Source organism: Ruegeria sp. BG7 (assembly GCF_056535685.1).
Map to the genome: position 1 here is coordinate 2,105,001 of NZ_JBQFIU010000001.1, position 18,126 is coordinate 2,123,126.

Below are 18,126 nucleotides of genomic sequence, written 5' to 3' on the forward strand. Positions count from 1 at the left end.
TGTTTTTTTACTAAAATCCCGCAGTGTTCCCCAAACCGCTAGATCAGGACGCCAAAGACCCAGCGGCCACTGCTGAAAGAAGTTGGGAGCACAGTATTGCAATTCGACTATGTCATCGTTGGCGGAGGTTCTGCGGGATCTGTACTGGCACATCGCCTCAGCGAAGATCCCAGCATACGCGTGTGTGTGCTTGAGGCTGGAGGTCGCGGCGATGGCATGGTTGTCAGGGTACCGTCCGCTGTTGTTGCAGCTTTGCCGGGGCGTCCTCGAATTAACAACTGGGCCTTCGAGACCGTTCCGCAGCCCGGTTTGAATGGACGCAGGGGCTATCAACCACGTGGTAAGGCCCTGGGCGGTTCAAGTGCGATCAATGCGATGCTTTATATCCGGGGGCAACGACAAGACTATGATGGATGGGCGGACCTGGGGTGCGATGGGTGGGATTGGACCAGCGTATTGCCTTATTTTAAACGCGCTGAGAATAACGAGCAAGGCGCAGATGACATGCATGGCGATAGCGGACCTCTGCATGTCTCGCACCAAAAAGAACCGCGCCCTGTAACCCGCGCCTTTGTTGAAGCCGCTGAGCAATTGCAACACCACAGCACAGACGATTTCAATCGCGGTGATAATGAAGGCGTCGGGCTTTATCAGGTCACGCAGTTTCACGATCCGGCAAAGAATGGCGAGCGTTGCTCTGCGGCGGCGGCGTATCTGTTTCCAGCACTGAGCCGCCCCAACCTGACCGTCGTCACACATGCCCATGTCAAAGAACTGACGTTCGAAGGAAGACGTGCCAGCGGAGTGACCTATCAGAAAAAAGGCAAAGGCGCAGATTTCACTGTGACAGCCACGCGCGAAGTCTTGCTGTGCGCCGGTGCGTTGAAGTCGCCGCAACTGTTACAGCTATCCGGCATAGGTGCGGAAGCTGATCTGAAACCGCACGGAATCGCCATACGTCATGAGTTGCCGGGCGTTGGACAAAACCTGCAGGACCATCTGGACTTCATTCTCACGTACCGCAGCAAAGACACAAACACGTTCGGCATAGGACCTGTGGGGGCCGCCCGACTGCTTGGACATATTCACAGGTGGCGCAAGACAGGTGTATCCATGGCTGCCACCCCGTTTGCCGAAGGCGCGGCTTTTCTGAAAACCAGTCCAGATCTCGAGCGCCCGGATATTCAGCTGCATTTCACTATCGCAATGGTCGATGATCACGCTCGCAAACTGCACTACGGATACGGATATGGTTGCCATATCTGCAAGTTGCGCCCGGACAGCCGCGGAACAGTTGGGCTGCGCAGTGCTGACCCGATGGACACACCCAACATCGACCCGGCCTTTCTGTCAGACGACAGGGATATTGAGACCATGATCAAAGGGGCGCGTATGACACGGGACATCCTCGAAGCGCCCGCTTTGGCGAAATACCGACACAAAGAGATGTTCGGAACAGACACAGCCCAATCTGACGCGGATTGGGAAAAGCACATCCGCGCCCGCGCCGATACAATTTATCACCCGGTCGGCACCTGCAAAATGGGGCAGGACCCGATGGCGGTGGTGGATCCCGAACTGCGCGTACATGGCATAGAAGGGCTGCGCGTAGTCGACGCGTCGGTCATGCCAACACTTGTGTCTGGCAATACAAACGCGCCAACCATCATGATTGCGGAAAAAGCGGCGGACATGATCAAGGCAGCAGCGTGTTAAAGTGCTATTGGCCTTTCATCAAAGCGTCTAACCCGACCCTGTAGTTGGGGTAGATCAATCTCACGCCCAACTCGTCCTTGATCCGACTGTTCCGCACACGCTTGTTCTCATTATAGAAGCTGCGCGCCATTGGCGTCAGGTCGGCTTCTTCAAAGGATACCGCCGGCGGAAGGGGAAGACCTTGTAACTCAGCAGCGTAACCGATGACGTCCTGGGGCGGTACGGGTTCATCGTCACATACATTGTAGACGCGACCCGGGTTGGGGTTGGTCATCGAGGCGTCGAGGATTTGCGCGATGTCTTCCACGTGAATGCGCGAAAACACCTGCCCCGGCTTGATGATACGCCGCAACCCACCGCGTTTAAGCTTGGAAAAGGGGCCTCGGCCCGGGCCATAGATGCCAGCCAGCCGGAAGATATGTACCGGCAGGCCGGGAATAGATGACCATTGCTGCTCGGCCAGCATGCGCCATTTGCCGCGTTTGGCGGTCGGAGCCGGAGGCGTGTCTTCGTCAACCCATCCGCCTTGATGATCACCATAAACGGCAGTTGTCGACAAATACCCAACCCATGTGAATTGAGCCGCGCGGCGGGCAATTTCCTCACCCAGCGCCGCCAAAACCGGATCGCCTTCTGCATTCGGGGCGGTCGAAATCAGCAGATGCGTCACCCCATCCAGAGTCGGTTCCTGTCCAGGCCAGACCAACGGCTCGGCACCCGAGTCTCGGATGGCTGCCATGCCTTCGTTGTCACGTGTGGTGCCAAAAATGCGCCAGCCTTTCGGAGCAATATGTCGGGACAGGGCCTGTGCGGAATAACCATGGCCAAATGAGAAAAGCGTCTGAGTCATGCCCCTTTGATGGGCCTCAGTGCAAAGGGATGCAAGCGCTGCATGGACGCACTTGAATCGAATCTTTGGATGCGGCTTTCTGTTGGGTATGAGCGACAAGAAACCCGATTTGCATTCGGCCTATGCGCTGAACTCCCCAAATGAACACAAGCGCCTCTATGCGGAGTGGGCCGGGGATTATGATGATGGCTTCGCCGCGCGCGAGGATTACCAGCTTCACACCCACACCGCACGCGCATTCGTGGGTGCAGGCGGTCAGGGCCCGGTTCTGGATGTCGGCGCGGGCACAGGTCTTTGCGGCGCAGTGTTGTCCGGGCTCGGCGTTGGGCCTATTGATGCGACCGATATCAGCGCGGAAATGCTGGATCAGGCCATGCGCAAGGATATCTACCGCGACGCGATCGAAGCAGACTTGACCCAGGGCATTCCGGTACCGCGTGAAAGCTATTCCGGCATCGTCTCATCCGGGACCTTCACCCACGGCCATCTCGGCCCCGAGGTCTTTCCCGCGCTTTTGCGTGTCGCACGGCCTGGTGCGCAGTTCGCTCTTTCGATCAATGCCCGTCATTTCGAAAAACTGGGCTTCGCAGAAAAACTGCGTCAATTGGAACAGGGTCAGATTCGAAATCTGACACTGCCCAAAGTTCGTATTTATGGCGATCTTGCTGCTGGCCCCAACAAAGACGACACGGCGTTCATTGCTTTGTTTGAGCGGGTTTAAACTGAGGTAATCAGACCGAAACCATCAGGTGTACATCTGCTTTTTGTACGCGCGCGTACGCGTCGTCGCCTCAGCCGAGCCATCGTGGTAGGTGCCGAACCACTTGTCGAACGGGATTTCGGACGTGCCGTAGTTGCACTCGAAATACCTGTGGTGAAGCTGGTGGAAGAAATCCCCAGCTCGCGCGGCCTCGGTCTCGCCAGCTTTCAATTTTTCGAACCCTGAATGGGACAGAACCGGGCTGATCTGCTGGAATGAACTGTGAAACAGCAGATGCAGCGGATGAGACGGCACAATCAGGTGGATGAAGTAGGTGGTGAAATAAAGCAGGTTTTCATACCAGTGGTTCGAAATCCCAGACCAGGGCCCGATATTGACATTGCGGTGATGCACGGCGTGGACGTGTTTGTATAGCTTTGGGTGATGCTCTAGCCGGTGCACCCAGTAAAAGTGCAGGCCGGACCACATCGGAATGAACATCATCCACAATACGAACCAAACCGGAGCTTCAGCCCAGGTGATCGTCGGCGCCCAGCCATTGGCCATGGCCCAGTAGATGATCCACTGATAAACGGTGGCCACTGTCATGGCGCTGCCCAGCGTCCACCAGATATTGTCCCAAACCTGATTGCGGAAGGTAAACGTTCCGTTGTTCCGCGTCAGATCCCGCCGGTCGAACTTCTTATACATGCCCTGCCCTTTGCGCATGTAAAGCCACCAATGCAGCCCCCCAGCCACCAGGATTTGCGGCACCATGTTCAACAGCCAGATCCGAAACATCCAGCCGGGCGCAAAGCTCTGCATTGTCTCTAATGCAGGGAAAAAGAAGGAATAGGCAATTACCGCCAGGACCATGCACAAGGTCAGGGACGTGATTTGCAGCCACGCGCCGCTGTACCATTTCAGAACAGCCGCGGGGCGCGGTGGCCAGCTGAACAAAGGGTTCAGACCCACGGGGCCTTCGGGGTGATAGTGCCAGCGGGCGGTTTCGGGATCCGGGGCGATATCCGTCATGATGCTCTCTTTAGGATGTGCAGTCAGGTTGCGTAGTCTGATTCCTCTGCGTCGAGAATCGCCTTGATCTCACGCAGGTGGGCTTCGGCCTGGTCGGGGTAGTCGTCCAGTTCTTGTGCAGTTTTCTCGGCAATCTCATCCGAAAGCACACGCAGGGGCAGGCCCGTTTGCAATGCGCGGATATACGTCTCGGCCGCGCGTTCAAAGTAATACAGCCGGTTGAACGTATCTGCGGGATCGCTGCCGATGATCAGCACGCCATGATTGCCCATGATCATGACCTTTTTCTTTGGGTCCGTCAGCATCCCGGCACAGCGTTCGCCTTCGCTTTCGAAGGCTAGCCCGCCGAACTCTTGATCAATCACATAGCGATTGTAGAAGGTTGCCGTGTTCTGATCGATCGGCGGCAAGGTGCTGTCGGCCAACGAAGCCAGAACTGTCGCAAAGATCGAATGCACGTGCATGACGCAACGCGCATGCGGACAGTGGCGATGAATTGACCCATGCAACCCCCATGCGGTGGGGTCCGGCGCGCCGGGTTGGGACATCACGTCAGGATCGTTGGCATCCAACAACAACAAGTCTGACGCGCGAATGCGCGAGAAATGCGCCTGATTGGGATTCATCAGGAACTGCGTACCGTCCTCGTTCACTGCAAGGCTGAAATGGTTGGCGACGGCCTCGTGCATGTTCAGCCGCGCGGTCCAGCGGAACGCGGCAGCCATATCCACACGCTCGGACCAGTGATCGATATTGGGGCGAAGGTTGGTAACACTCATGCGGCGGCTCCTGTTGCGGTTGACCTTGGATAAAGCCTGCATTTGACTTGCGCGTTTGACCAACGAAAAAAACAAAGCTATCCCATTAGCTGAACTTATGCCGGGGTTATGTCGATGCAGAACAAACTGCCTCCGCTGGGCTGGCTGCGCACGTTTGAGGCCGCAGCACGGCATCTGTCTTTCACCGGCGCAGCGCGGGATCTGAACATGACGCAAAGCGCTGTCAGTCAGCAGATAAAATCGTTGGAAGGCCATCTGGGGCAGCCTTTATTCTTGCGCCGCCCCAAAGCGTTAGAACTGACCGAGGCCGGAATCACCTATTTGCCAGTAGTCCGAGAAGCGTTTCGGACGCTTATGCGCGGCACACAGGCTGTCACCGGTGCGCAGCCAAACGCTGTTCAGGTGCAATGCAACATCAGCTTTGCCGTCAATTGGCTGGCCCCGCGCCTGCCGATGTTTCAGGCCGAGCATCCTGATGTACAGTTAAATATCTTCACCGAACTCTGGGAACCGCGAGAGATGGCCGAAGGCGCTGCGGTTGAGATTCGTTTCTCGTTGCGCCCATCGGACACCACCCGGACCGAGATGCTGCGCACTGAACACTATTATCCGGTCTGTGCCCCAGGGTATCAGGTGAGTCTGGACGATCTTCAGGAAAAGCCATTGTTCGATTGCTCCAATCTGCTGTCCAATTGGTCAAGCTGGGCAGAAGAACAGGGTCTAACATGGGGAAACCCATCGATTACCTATGCAACAACCTATCTGGTTTGCCTTTCTGCAGCCATGGCGGGCGGGGGCCTGTGCCTTGCGCATGACGCCATTGCACACCACCTGATCGAACGCGGGCAGCTTGTCGCGCCGTTTGAACATCGCGCGCCGATGCCCGAGGCATATTATCTGCTGTTGTCCCCGCAGGCCGAGGACACGCCCGGAGCTGTGGCCTTTGCGAATTGGATTCGGCGCGAGATTGCGCCAGCCACGTAACCCGGCAAGCTTTCGCCTTTGCCCAAGGTCACTGCGCACCTGTCCAATGGCCGGGCGGCATGGGCGCGCTGCAAGTGGATGCAGGACAAGCAGGAATTTATGATCTGTTTGTGACAGCGCAGAACCGGGGTTGCACCCGCTGGCGCATTCGTGAAAGTTGAGCCATGGAATACACACCCTTCCCCAGCTGGCCCGACGTCGCCCCCAAATTGATCGCAGTTGCCGCCGGACGCGACGCCGCCGACACCGTAATTCAGGGCGGAATCTGGGTAAACGTACATACACGCGAACTGTTGCCGGATCATTCGGTTGCGATTGCAGCCGGGCGGATTGCTTTTGTCGGGCCCGACGCCTCGCACTGCATAGGCCCGGAAACACAGATCATCGAAGCGCGTGGCAGCTATATTCTGCCCGGCCTGTGCGACGCGCATATGCACATCGAATCTGGTATGCTCACCCCTGCCGAATTCGCACGCGCGGTCATCCCGCACGGTACGACCAGCATGTTCACCGATCCGCATGAGATCGCTAACGTGCTTGGTCTGGACGGTGTGCGCATGATGCATGACGAAGCCATGATGCAGCCGGTCAATATCTTCACCCAGATGCCGTCCTGCGCGCCATCTGCGCCGGGGCTGGAAACGACCGGTTATGAAATCACGCCCGAAGATGTGACGGAAGCCATGAACTGGCCCGGTATCATCGGGCTGGGTGAAATGATGAATTTTCCCGGCGTGATCCATGGCGACCCCAAAATGCTGGCCGAGATTGCAGCCACGCAACGGGCGGGTAAAACCGTGGGCGGACATTACGCTTCGCCCGATTTAGGGTCTGATTTTGCAGCCTATGTGGCCGGTGGACCAGCGGATGATCACGAAGGCACCTGCGAAGCCGACGCCATTGCCCGGGTGCGGCAGGGAATGCGGTCGATGATGCGTTTGGGATCAGCCTGGTATGATGTCGAAAGTCAGATCACCGCCGTGACCGAGAAAGGGCTGGATCCGCGTAACTTCATTCTGTGCACCGACGATTGCCACTCGGGCACGTTGGTCAATGACGGGCATATGAACCGTGTCGTGCGCCACGCCATTGCCTGTGGATGTGACCCTTTGATCGCGCTGCAAATGGCAACGATCAATACAGCCACACATTTCGGGCTGGAACGTGAAATCGGGTCTGTGACACCGGGGCGCAGGGCAGACATCCTTCTCAGCTCGGACCTGACGAGCTTGCCGATCGAAACAGTGATCGCCCGTGGGAAAGTGGTTGCGGAAAACGGTAAGATTGCGGTGGATTGCCCGCATTTGAACTGGCCCGAAAAGGCACGTAACACCGTTCACTTGGGGCACGATCTGAGCGCGACCGATTTTGAGATCAAGGCCCCGGACGGGGCGAACCGGGTGCAGGCTAATGTTATCGGTGTGGTGGAAAACCAGGCCCCGACCAAAGCGTTGAAATCTGAACTGCCGATCATAGGTGGGCTGGTCGAGGGCGAAGGTGATGTCTGCCAGATCGCTTTGGTCGAGCGGCACCGCGCGACAGGTGGTGTGACCAACGCATTTGTCTCGGGTTTCGGCTATCAGGTCAAGATGGCCATGGCCTCGACCGTGGCGCATGACAGTCATCATATGATTGTTGTCGGCACGGACCGGGAACAGATGGCCTTGGCCGCCAACCGTCTGGCCGAAGTGGGTGGTGGCATCACTCTGTTCCGTGACGGGCAGGAACTGGCTTTGGTGGAGTTACCCATCGCTGGCCTGATGTCCGACAGCCCCGCCGCCGAGGTCGCAGCCAAAGCCGATAGGATGGTGCAAGCCATGCAGGACTGCGGTTGTCATCTGAACAACGCGTATATGCAGCACTCACTACTGGCGCTGGTCGTGATTCCAGAGCTTCGAATCTCGGACCTCGGGCTGGTGGACGTACGCACCTTTGAAAAAATCGACCTTTTGGAACCTTCGGCATGACGACACTTCTGACCCCTGAATCACAAGCGCCAGAGCAATTCACCGATCCGGCAGCCGCCGTTGCTCGTCTGGAAGAGCTTTACACACAAGCCACGGAATTCCTGTGCGAAAGCTTTTCCAAGGCGATGCAGGAAGGTGCCCCATCCGCACGATACAGAGCCTATTACCCGGAAATTCGCATCCGAACGTCCACATACGCGCAGGTCGACAGCCGCCTGAGCTTTGGCCACGTTTCTGAACCCGGTGTCCATGCCACCACCGTGACACGGCCCGATCTGTTCCGGTCTTACTTAACCCAACAGATCGCTTTGTTGATCAAGAATCACGGCCAGCCGGTTACAATTTCAGCCTCGGACACACCAATCCCGGTGCATTTCGCAGTGGCGAACAACTCTGATCTGGTTGTGCCCCATCAGGGCGCGGCCGCGTTTACACTGCGCGATGTGTTTGACGTGCCGGATCTGAGCACCACCAACGACGACATCGTCAACGGTGTACACGATCACGAGGACGTCGTCGGTCCCTTGTCGCTGTTTACCGCCCAACGCGTGGATTATTCGCTGGCCCGTCTGGCGCATTACACGGCGACCGATGCAAGCCATTTCCAAAATCATGTGCTGTTCACGAACTACCAGTTCTATGTCTCAGAGTTCGAAAACTACGCCCGCGAGCAATTGGCAGATCCCGCCAGCGGTTATACCAGCTTTGTCTCAACCGGAAATGCAGAGATCACAGACCCAGAGGCAGCGATCGAACGACCGCTGAAACTGCCGCAGATGCCGACCTATCACCTCAAGCGGGAAGACGGTTCGGGGATCACTCTGGTTAATATCGGCGTTGGCCCGTCCAACGCAAAAACCGCAACAGACCATATCGCCGTTCTGCGCCCTCATGCCTGGTTGATGGTTGGCCATTGCGCCGGGTTGCGTAACACGCAAGCCTTGGGCGACTTTGTACTGGCCCATGCCTATCTGCGTGACGACAAGGTTCTGGACGACGATTTGCCTGTCTGGGTTCCGATTCCTCCGTTGGCCGAGGTTCAGGTGGCGCTGGAACGCGCCGTGGCTGAGGTAACTGAGTTGGAAGGGTATGAGCTGAAACGGATCATGCGGACAGGAACTGTGGCCTCGGTCGATAACCGCAACTGGGAATTGCGTGATCAAACCGGCCCGGTCCAGCGTCTCAGCCAATCGCGTGCAATTGCGCTGGATATGGAGAGCGCGACCATTGCTGCAAACGGCTATCGCTTCCGCGTACCCTACGGCACTTTGCTGTGCGTTTCGGACAAGCCGTTGCACGGTGAACTGAAATTGCCAGGTATGGCATCGTCCTTCTATACCACTCAGGTCAGCCGTCATCTGGCCATCGGTATCAAGGCGATGGAGCACTTGCGCGGCATGCCGCTTGAGCGGTTACACAGCCGGAAATTGCGTTCCTTTGACGAAACAGCCTTCCTCTGACGCAAAAAAGCAACGTTTTCCCCATATTTTTAGGGGTTTCAGCGCTACTATTCGTTGTGTTCGCCCACAATATCCCGTTACAGTTACGCGGTGAGGCCCTATAGATCGGGCACGTTAAGGAGACCAAGAAATGGCAAAGCCTATGACTAAGACTCAGCTGGTTGCTGCTCTCGCTGAGGAAATGGGAACCGACAAGAAATCCGCGAACGCGGCGCTGGAGGCCATCACCGGCCTGATCACCCGCGAAGTTTCTGCCGGTGGCGCAGTGACGCTGCCCGGCGTCGGCAAAATCTACTGCCGCGAGCGCCCCGAGCGTCAGGTCCGCAACCCGGCCACTGGTGAAACCTTCACCAAAGAAGCCGACAAGGTTGTGAAAATGACCATCGCGAAAGCGCTGAAGGACAGCGTGAACGGCTAAGTTCCGTTTTTTCGACATGATCAAGGGCCGCCAATTGGGGGCCCTTTTTCTTTGGCCTCAATGCAAGCTCAGCAAGACCTCCAGGTCACGGCGGCTCAACCGCTCCATCAGCGACCGTTCGTCAGACGTCAGCTTCGCGTCACCGCGAATATACTTTTCCAGATGCAAGGCAATGTCACTAGTCGGTCTGTAATACAGATCAGGATCAAGTTGGCTAAGTGCTTCGACCAGACGCATCAGAATTTTCTTCTGTTTCTCTGAGTCAAGATCTTTGCGTTTTTCTTCCAGCACTCTGCACACCTTTCGTCTTTCCCGGTGAAACATAGGGCAAACCTGATGGTCGCCAAGATGCAACGAAAAAGGGGCACCTTTGGGGTGCCCCTCAGATCAGTGATTTGATCGACGATTAGTGAACCGTCTCAACCTTATGGAAGTCCAGATCGCGGCCTTCAGGCATCGCATCGATGCTCAACACCTCTTTGCGCTTTGTGATCAGGATATAGACCACGCAGGCCAGATACAGACCAACAACCACCGCGCCGATCCACTGGATTTGAAGCCACTGGCTTTGGAAAAGCAAAGTCAGGACGAACAGCAGCACGACGTTGCCCGCCACATATGGGGCCTTACCGAACCGCTCAACCGTCATGTTCAGGTTGTCTGTGTAGAGGCGGATCAGCGAGTCGAGCGAGTTGATCACAAAGGTTACGCCAACGATCACCATCGCGATGTTGGTGATACCAGCGGTGCTGATGCCGTTGAGGTGGTAATAGTACAGAACCGTGAACCAGATACCCAGCGGGATGGACGGAAAGATCAACAGTGCCGCCAGCAATTGCCACGTGGTCAGACCGCCCACAAAGCGCGAGGTGAACTGACCGATCATGATCGACCAAGCGAACCACCAGAACAGGTAAAAGGCGTGATAGTCGGTCAGCGGCAGGACAAACTTGTGCAGGTTGGCGAAATAGGCACCAATATTGCTGCCGGTTTCCACAAACCCGGTTACGCCCATGCCTGCTGCGGCCCACATACCGATGATCAAAGCCAGGAACAGGAAGGTCGAACCCACCGACAGGATGCGTACGTATTTCAGGTCAGTCGACGAATAGGCCGCCGCCAGGATGACCACAAATACAATGATGTAGAACGTGGTTACGACCGATTCGCCGTCTCCGACCTCGGGCAGGTAGCCGGGCAGATAGATCAGGAACAGGCTGGCGGTGAAAGCGCAGGTGCCAATGATGACCACGTTGTTGATCAGCTTGACCAGTGGGATTTCAAAGAACTTCACGCGCGGCTCGATGACGCAGAAATAGAAGGCTGTCAGGAAGTAGAACGCCCAGATCAGAAAGCCCCAGAACCCAAACTCGATCGCCAGCGGATTGGCGAATGCATAAGCAGGGTCTTCGGCATAGCCGCCGAATTCGGTCAGCGGGAACATGATCAGGCCGACATCCAGACCGGATGTGAACAGGATCGCGATGAACGTGAACAGATGAACCGGTGTCACACCAACGCAACGCAGGTTCCACCATTTCACGACGAAGAAAGCGACCAGGCCCAATGCCAGCAGGACGCCAAAAGATAGTATGTACTCCAGAAGCACTGACAAACCTCCCTTGTTTGGTCAGATCGTCACGCCGTTATAGTTTATTGGCTGATCAATCAATAAAAACATGCACAAATCACACCGCATGTTACCTGCGTGTCTTTTTTGGCGCAGGCAACTTGCAGCGAGTGGGAAAATCGGGAACAGTCCGCCCAACATGACAGGGGGTCTCCATGGATCTGCGCGCCATAGCCATGGGGCTTACATTTGCTCTGATCTGGTCGTCTGCCTTTACCTCGGCGCGTATTATCGTTGCAGATGCCTCACCTTTGTTTTCGCTGGCCTTGCGGTTTCTGATCTCCGGTGTTCTGGGCGTGATGATTGCAAGGGCGATGGGCCAAAGCTGGCACCTGACCCGGAACCAGTGGCGCGCAACGATCCTGTTCGGAATTTGCCAAAATGCCCTTTATTTGGGTCTAAACTTCTATGCCATGCAAACGGTAGAAGCCTCGGTCGCCGCCATTATCGCATCCACAATGCCCTTGTTGGTGGCGCTGGCAGGGTGGTTGATTTTCAAGGAGAGGTTACGCCCGCTTGGCATACTTGGTTTGTTCGCAGGTTTCGCAGGTGTTGCGCTGATCATGAGCAGTCGGGTCAGTGCGGGTGTCGATATGTTCGGGGTCGCACTTTGCGGTATCGGAGCCCTAGCGTTGACATTTGCCACGCTCGCGGTTCGCGGCGCGACGTCTGGTGGGAACTTTATGATGGTGGTGGGGCTTCAAATGTTGGTTGGCTCAGCGGCCTTGTTTGTCGCAGCACCTATCTTTGAAACCATTTATATCCACCCGACTCTGCCACTGGCGCTGGCGTTCACTTATACCACTTTGTTCCCCGGGCTGCTCGCGACGCTGATTTGGTTCTTGCTGCTGGACCGCATTGGTGCCGTCAGGGCGGCAACATTTCATTTCCTCAACCCTGTATTCGGGGTCACAATCGCGGCGATCCTGCTGGGCGAAAAGTTAGGAGCCATGGATGCCGTTGGCGTGGGCGTCACAACACTTGGCATTCTTGCCGTCCAACTCTCGCGGCAACCCGCTCAGGGCAGCAAAGCTTCGACCTGAGACAACAGCTTGCGAGAATCGGGTTTGACGTTCGAACCATAGGTCGCAACCACTTCGCCCGCTGGATCGATCAGGATCTTGTTAAAGTTCCACTTGGGCGTGAACCCAGTCTGGGCGGCGACGGCTTTGTAAAACGGGTGGGCGTCTTTTCCCTTAACCGGCGTAATATCTGTCATCGGCAACGTCAGCCCATAGTTCATCTCGCAGAACTGTTTTACCTCTTCGGCGGACCCAAGTTCCTGATTGAACGAATCTGAGGGGACCGCGAGAACGACCAACCCTTTGTCGGAATAGGCGTCAAATACCTTTTGTAGGGCCTCATATTGCCCGGTGAAGCCACAGTGTGACGCGGTATTGACCACCAGTACCGGTTGGCCACGCCAATCTTCAATGGCCAATGTTCCCCCGTCGATCGAGGCGAACTCACCGGTCACCGGCGCGGCCTGAACGGCACGTCCCAGTAAGATCAGGGCAGTCAAAAGCAGCAATCTGAACATGTCTTGTCCTCCCTTTAAATCTGATACGCGGTTCGTCAGCAGTCAGATCACTTGCACGACTACGAGAGCCGGTTGAAATATCGCTTTGCTTTCCCCTCTGCAGTCCCCAAATTATGGCACAATACTTTACCAGCCGGAGGATCCATGACCCGCTATACCAAAGACCCCACGGCCATCGCTGCGCTTTCGCCCGAAGAGTTTCACGTCACTCAACGCAGTGGGACTGAACGTCCAGGCACCGGAAAATACCTGAACAACAAGGAACCGGGGATCTATGTGGACATCGTATCAGGTGAGCCGCTTTTCGCCTCGACCCACAAATACGAATCCGGGTGCGGCTGGCCCAGTTTTACCAAGCCGATCATCCATGAACATGTAGAAGAGTTTCGCGATACAACGCATGGTATGATCCGGACCGAGGTCCGCTCGAAACACGGCGACAGCCATCTGGGGCATGTCTTCCCCGACGGTCCACGCGAACATGGCGGGCTACGCTATTGCATCAACTCCGCCTCTCTTCGGTTCGTCCATCGCGATGAAATGGAAGCCGAAGGATATGGCGAATATCTGATTCATGTGGAGGACATCTGATGACCGAACAACGCGCTGTACTGGCCGGAGGCTGCTTTTGGGGCATGCAGGACCTGATCCGCAAAATGCCGGGCGTTTCACGCACCCGCGTCGGTTACACCGGCGGCGATGTGCCCAACGCGACCTATCGCAACCACGGTACCCACGCCGAAGGGATCGAGATCTGGTTTGATCCGTCGCAGATCAGCTATCGCGACCTGTTGGAGTTCTTTTTCCAAATCCACGATCCGACTACGATTAACCGTCAAGGCAACGATCGCGGCATGAGCTATCGCTCGGCAATCTATTATGTGGACGACGCTCAGCAGCAGGTTGCGGTCGATACCATCGCTGACGTGAACGCCAGTGGCCTGTGGCCCGGCAAGGTCGTGACCGAAGTTGAACCTGTCGGAGATTTCTGGGAGGCCGAGCCAGAGCATCAGGATTATCTGGAGCGCATTCCGAACGGCTATACCTGCCACTTCCCGCGCCCGGATTGGGTCCTTCCTAAACGCGCCAGCGCCGCAGAATAAAGCACCACCTGCCCGGCCCCTCTGAACTCTTCAGGGGGGCTAGCCTGTCGCCACCCTTGGTCGCCCGCTTGCCTCGACCGTAATCATGGCTTCGACAAAAACATCCTTGGCCTCGACCCGCGCCGTTTTGATATCGCGATCCACGATCACCCGGATATCTTCCGCGCCGGCTTCTCTGACTGCACTCTCGGCTTCGAATTTCAAAACCCGTTCCAACAACGCCAGCGCTTCATCCGATGCAGAAAAATCCTGTGGCCCGTCCTCAAGATGCACACGATACCGCCCTTCGGTCGGTGACGTGACCGTACCAGACCGCCGCAATGTCAGTCTTCCAACAACCGCGCCGATCGCATTCGCTACGCCAGCGTGCTCGGGCAGGATCATGCGACAATGCAACCGCTCGCCCACTGCGGGGTAATAGCTGGGGGCTGACGCTCCAAGGCCCACCACATCCACGTTCAACGCGGCATTTAACGACAACAACCCACGATGTTGCGCCAACCCACGCTGCGTCAACACATGCCGCGCCAATTCCTGGGGTGACAATCCGAAATCATCCTGCTCTTCATCAAAAGCAGCCTCTAACAAGGTCAAACTGGTCTGTTCCGTCAATTGATCCACGATCATCTGCGCCAATGCCTCTGGCGAATTTGCCAGCATGTCCCCGGATCCGACCCGTTTCCGGGCCACCAGTTCCAAGGCCTTGCGTGCAGCTTCAGAATCCCAAGCATCGACGCGGCCTAATACATGACTCGCGTCCGACGGCGTCACGCCCGAGACCTGAATGATCCCGCGGTCGACCAAGCGATTCATTGCGCCATTCTCCATCCGCGACCGCAGCAGTGCGCCAAGCGGAAGAACCTGATCGCCCAGACGTTCCAACAACATCTCTTCCCGAGCGCCGACACCATCCGCATGCACACCCGGCACGCGTCGTACAAATCGGGTGTCGTGCTCGCCCACCGTGGTCGCCCGCAATTGTTCGTCCAGAATGGCGTGCACAACCTCAGGCGCTTCCGCTGCGATCAATGACACAGGCAAAACGCGCCGGGGGCCCAGAAACACGCCGCCCTGCAACCCTTCGGTCACAACATGAACCTGGCTGTCCCCACCCAAACCATGTGTGCGCATCGCCACAGCCTCGACCATGGTTCGAAATCCACCGACTTGCGCGCCGCCCGGATCAATAGCTGGCTTGCCGTCCCGGATCAGCGCTACATCAGTTGTGGTGCCTCCGACATCCGACACCAGCGCATTGTCAGCCCCGGTCAGCCAGCGCGCGCCGACAATCGAAGCCGCCGGACCACTCAGGATGGTCTCAATCGGGCGCTGCCGCGCCTGTTCGGCGCTCATCAAAGCTCCATCGCCGCGAACCACCATCATCGGGGCCGAGATTCCCAGAACGCGCAATTGATCTTGCGCGCGTCCGATCAAGCGGTCGATCATTCCGATCAATCGCGCATTCAGTACCGCCGTCACAGCACGTTTCGGCCCGTTCAACTTGGCCGACAAATGATGCGAACATGTCACCGGCGCACCGGTCCTTTCAGATACGATCCGCGCCGCTTCCAGCTCATGCGCTGGGTTTCGGGTTGCGAACTGGGCCGCAATCGCAAAGCCAGAAATCCCTTTGTGAGTGTCTAAAAACTGCTCCAAACCGGCAGTATCCAGCGGCGCAGCCTCGCTGCCGGAATGTGTATGACCACCCGCAATCACAAGCGCCGGGTCATCTTTCAGCGCGTTCTTCAGACCATGCTTTACAAGATCACTCGTCTTGAACCCGATATAGATCAGCGCGACACGCCCACCCTGCCCTTCAACCAAAGCATTTGTGGCCAGTGTCGTGGACAAAGACGCCATCGCGATCTGATCCGGCGAGACCTGCGCGTCTTCCAACACGACAGAGATCGCCTTGCCCACACCGATGGCCAAATCCGCACGCGTGGTCAGCGACTTGGCCGAGGCGATCACCTCTTTCTCATCCCGGATCAACACCGCATCGGTATAGGTTCCGCCCGTATCCACCCCCAAAGACAGAGTCATCGGGTCCTCCTTACTTTTCGCTGCGAATGGGTGTAGCGGTTATGCGCGACGCGTCCAGCCTGTTTGCGGCATTTATGACAGCTGTTCCACCGCCCAGCGCGCCGCGTCGGCCACGGTTTCATCCGGGTCGCTTGTCAACACCTGTGCAACCGGCCTCAAGTTTGACTGCCCCGAGTTTCCAATGGCGTAAAGCACATTCCGGACGAACCGATCCCGCCCGATGCGCTTGATGGGCGAACCAGAGAACTTCGCACGAAAGGCCGCATCATCTAGCGCCGCCAGCTCTGCCAGCGACGGTGCTTTCAGATCAGCCCGGGCGGCATAGCGTATATCGCTGGCGGCGACAGCAAACTTGTTCCAGGGACAAGCCGCCAAGCAGTCATCGCAACCATAGATCCGATTGCCCATCTTATTGCGCAACTCGGGCTCCACTGGACCCTTGTGCTCAATGGTCAGGTACGAAATGCACCGCCGTGCATCCAATTGATACGGGGCCGGAAACGCATCGGTCGGGCAGCTGTCCAGACAGGCGCGACACGAACCACAGTGATCTACTTCCGGCGCATCCGACGGCAGCTCAATTGTGGTAAAAACAGAGCCTATAAAAGCCCAATTCCCCCATTCACGACCTACAAGGTTGGTATGCTTACCCTGCCAACCAAGGCCAGCAGCATGCCCCAAGGCTTTTTCCGGAACCGGAGCGGTGTCGACAAAAACCTTCACTTCGCCCCCCGCTTCAGCAATCAGCCATCGCGCCAATCGCTTGAGGCGTTTCTTGACCAGATCATGGTAATCCTTGTTCTGTGCATAAACGGAAATAGCGCCGCGATCCGGATGGTTCAGAACCTCTGTCGGGTTATGCTCTGGCGTGTAGCTTTCAGCCAACATGATCACAGACCGCGCCTCAGGCCACAGGGCGGCGGGATCACCGCGCCAATGCACCCGCTCAGCCATCCACCCCATCTGTCCGTGATACCCGGCCTCCAAAAACGCCCCAAGGCGCTCAGGCACTTGCGGAACATCCCATGGACGGCACACACGGCACGACACAAACCCCTCTGTCAGGGCCTGTTGCACCAGCTTTTCCTTCAGATCTGATCCGCTCTTCATCTGGCCAAAAATACCTTCGGGGGAATCGCGCCCGCGGCGCGATGGGGGCAGACAGCCCCCTGCTGAACCTATCAGAAATCCAGATCGGCGTAATGAGGCGGCGGCCGAAACCCTGGCACCTGATCCGCCAGAATGGACCGAAACGCCGGGCGCGACTTGATCTTCGCGTACCAATCTTTGACCACCTGGCTGCGGTTCCAGTCTACGTCCGAGATATAATCCAACGCCGACAAATGTGCCGCCGCCGCGAAATCGGCCAAAGTCATTTGATCCCCGGCCAGCCATCGGCGGTGATCCAGCAGCCAGGCCATATAGTCCAGATGATACTTGATCGCCTTGGCACCCTGTTTGACATTTTTACTGTCCGGGTATCCCTGACCGGTCACCTTCTTGTTCACCCGCTCATATAAAAGCTTCGATGTCACTTCGTGATGGAACTTGTCGTCAAACCATCCCACAAGGCGACGAACTTCAAACCGGGCTTCGGGGTTTTTCGGCATCAAGGGCGGTTCGGGGCGGGTTTCTTCGATATATTCGCAGATCGCCGCACTTTCCGACATGATTTGCCCATCCAGACGCAACACCGGCACTTTTCCCGCCGGATTTCGGCGCAGAAAGTCCGGATCCTGTTCCCAATATCGCTCCTCGACCAATTCAACTTCGATCTTCTTCTCGGCCAAAGACAATCGGACCTTTCGGCAATACGGAGAGAGGGGAACGTGAAACAGACGCGCCATGGGCTTCCAATCGAACCAGTGAATACCCGACTGATTTAGCCTTTGACCGCGGCT

General features: G+C 56.9%; 18 protein-coding genes. 9 read left to right on the forward strand and 9 right to left on the reverse strand.

Translation table 11 applies throughout. The features are described 5' to 3' along the window. Window positions 1-96 precede the first annotated feature (96 nt). Window positions 97-1,716, forward strand: a complete 1,620-nt coding sequence (locus ACR3EH_RS10440) for a GMC family oxidoreductase (protein ID WP_171184786.1) — start codon at window positions 97-99, stop codon at window positions 1,714-1,716. Window positions 1,717-1,720: 4 nt separating this feature from the next. Here ACR3EH_RS10440 and ACR3EH_RS10445 read toward each other — a convergent pair whose 3' ends face one another. Continuing rightward, on the reverse strand, window positions 1,721-2,566 hold the full coding sequence (locus tag ACR3EH_RS10445; protein WP_171184784.1) for an SDR family oxidoreductase: 846 nt from the start codon (window positions 2,564-2,566) through the stop codon (window positions 1,721-1,723). 88 nt (window positions 2,567-2,654) lie between these two features. Between ACR3EH_RS10445 and ACR3EH_RS10450 the strand changes: the two genes are divergently transcribed. Further along, entirely contained in the window at window positions 2,655-3,287 is a 633-nt protein-coding gene (locus ACR3EH_RS10450; RefSeq protein ID WP_171184782.1) for a class I SAM-dependent DNA methyltransferase, read from the forward strand. A 24-nt stretch (window positions 3,288-3,311) separates the two neighbouring features. Here the strand turns inward: ACR3EH_RS10450 and ACR3EH_RS10455 are convergent, their stop codons facing one another. Both ACR3EH_RS10455 and ACR3EH_RS10460 read right to left on the reverse strand, forming a co-directional pair. After that, window positions 3,312-4,301, reverse strand: a complete 990-nt coding sequence (locus ACR3EH_RS10455) for a sterol desaturase family protein (protein ID WP_171675770.1) — start codon at window positions 4,299-4,301, stop codon at window positions 3,312-3,314. 23 nt (window positions 4,302-4,324) lie between these two features. After that, the gene (locus ACR3EH_RS10460; protein WP_171184778.1) at window positions 4,325-5,080 is read right to left on the reverse strand and encodes a class II aldolase and adducin N-terminal domain-containing protein; all 756 of its coding nucleotides are present in this window, start codon (window positions 5,078-5,080) and stop codon (window positions 4,325-4,327) included. A gap of 114 nt (window positions 5,081-5,194) precedes the next feature. On the opposite strand from ACR3EH_RS10460, the gene ACR3EH_RS10465 reads away from it, so the two are divergent. From ACR3EH_RS10465 to ACR3EH_RS10480, 4 genes are all read left to right on the forward strand, one after another. Further along, the gene (locus ACR3EH_RS10465) at window positions 5,195-6,064 is read left to right on the forward strand and encodes a LysR family transcriptional regulator (RefSeq protein WP_171648148.1); all 870 of its coding nucleotides are present in this window, start codon (window positions 5,195-5,197) and stop codon (window positions 6,062-6,064) included. 164 nt (window positions 6,065-6,228) lie between these two features. Next, window positions 6,229-8,031: an adenine deaminase gene (ade, locus tag ACR3EH_RS10470; RefSeq protein ID WP_171648150.1), complete on the forward strand. Its 1,803-nt coding sequence runs from the start codon at window positions 6,229-6,231 to the stop codon at window positions 8,029-8,031. Beyond that, the gene (locus ACR3EH_RS10475; RefSeq protein WP_171648152.1) at window positions 8,028-9,491 is read left to right on the forward strand and encodes an AMP nucleosidase; all 1,464 of its coding nucleotides are present in this window, start codon (window positions 8,028-8,030) and stop codon (window positions 9,489-9,491) included. The genes ade and ACR3EH_RS10475 overlap by 4 nt, the downstream gene beginning before the upstream one ends. A 130-nt stretch (window positions 9,492-9,621) precedes the next feature. Then, window positions 9,622-9,909, forward strand: coding sequence for an HU family DNA-binding protein (locus ACR3EH_RS10480; protein ID WP_068347305.1), 288 nt, complete (start codon window positions 9,622-9,624; stop codon window positions 9,907-9,909). 57 nt (window positions 9,910-9,966) lie between these two features. On the opposite strand, the gene ACR3EH_RS10485 is transcribed toward ACR3EH_RS10480, so the two are convergent. Then, window positions 9,967-10,200, reverse strand: a complete 234-nt coding sequence (locus ACR3EH_RS10485) for a hypothetical protein (protein WP_171092684.1) — start codon at window positions 10,198-10,200, stop codon at window positions 9,967-9,969. Window positions 10,201-10,315: 115 nt separating this feature from the next. Further along, a complete protein-coding gene (locus ACR3EH_RS10490) occupies window positions 10,316-11,512 on the reverse strand; it encodes a BCCT family transporter (RefSeq protein ID WP_171093338.1) in 1,197 nt (398 codons plus the stop codon). A gap of 182 nt (window positions 11,513-11,694) precedes the next feature. Here ACR3EH_RS10490 and ACR3EH_RS10495 point away from each other — a divergent pair, with 182 nt between their 5' ends. Further along, on the forward strand, window positions 11,695-12,582 hold the full coding sequence (locus ACR3EH_RS10495) for a DMT family transporter (protein WP_171184772.1): 888 nt from the start codon (window positions 11,695-11,697) through the stop codon (window positions 12,580-12,582). Here ACR3EH_RS10495 and ACR3EH_RS10500 read toward each other — a convergent pair. Then, the gene (locus ACR3EH_RS10500; RefSeq protein WP_171648154.1) at window positions 12,558-13,079 is read right to left on the reverse strand and encodes a glutathione peroxidase; all 522 of its coding nucleotides are present in this window, start codon (window positions 13,077-13,079) and stop codon (window positions 12,558-12,560) included. The two genes, ACR3EH_RS10495 and ACR3EH_RS10500, sit on opposite strands and share 25 nt — an antisense overlap. A 144-nt stretch (window positions 13,080-13,223) precedes the next feature. On the opposite strand from ACR3EH_RS10500, the gene msrB reads away from it, so the two are divergent. Continuing rightward, entirely contained in the window at window positions 13,224-13,670 is a 447-nt protein-coding gene (gene msrB / locus ACR3EH_RS10505) for a peptide-methionine (R)-S-oxide reductase MsrB (RefSeq protein WP_171184768.1), read from the forward strand. Further along, complete coding sequence (gene msrA, locus ACR3EH_RS10510; protein WP_171092693.1) at window positions 13,670-14,182, forward strand: peptide-methionine (S)-S-oxide reductase MsrA; 513 nt, start codon at window positions 13,670-13,672, stop codon at window positions 14,180-14,182. The genes msrB and msrA overlap by 1 nt, the downstream gene beginning before the upstream one ends. Window positions 14,183-14,221: 39 nt before the next feature. On the opposite strand, the gene ACR3EH_RS10515 is transcribed toward msrA, so the two are convergent. The 3 genes from ACR3EH_RS10515 to fzlA form a co-directional block, all read right to left on the reverse strand. Beyond that, a complete protein-coding gene (locus ACR3EH_RS10515; RefSeq protein WP_171184766.1) occupies window positions 14,222-16,225 on the reverse strand; it encodes a hydantoinase/oxoprolinase family protein in 2,004 nt (667 codons plus the stop codon). A 72-nt stretch (window positions 16,226-16,297) separates the two neighbouring features. Then, window positions 16,298-17,335: a tRNA epoxyqueuosine(34) reductase QueG gene (gene queG, locus ACR3EH_RS10520; RefSeq protein WP_171184764.1), complete on the reverse strand. Its 1,038-nt coding sequence runs from the start codon at window positions 17,333-17,335 to the stop codon at window positions 16,298-16,300. A 71-nt stretch (window positions 17,336-17,406) separates the two neighbouring features. Next, entirely contained in the window at window positions 17,407-18,072 is a 666-nt protein-coding gene (gene fzlA, locus ACR3EH_RS10525) for an FtsZ-binding protein FzlA (protein WP_171093340.1), read from the reverse strand. Between the last annotated feature and the right edge of the window lie 54 nt (window positions 18,073-18,126).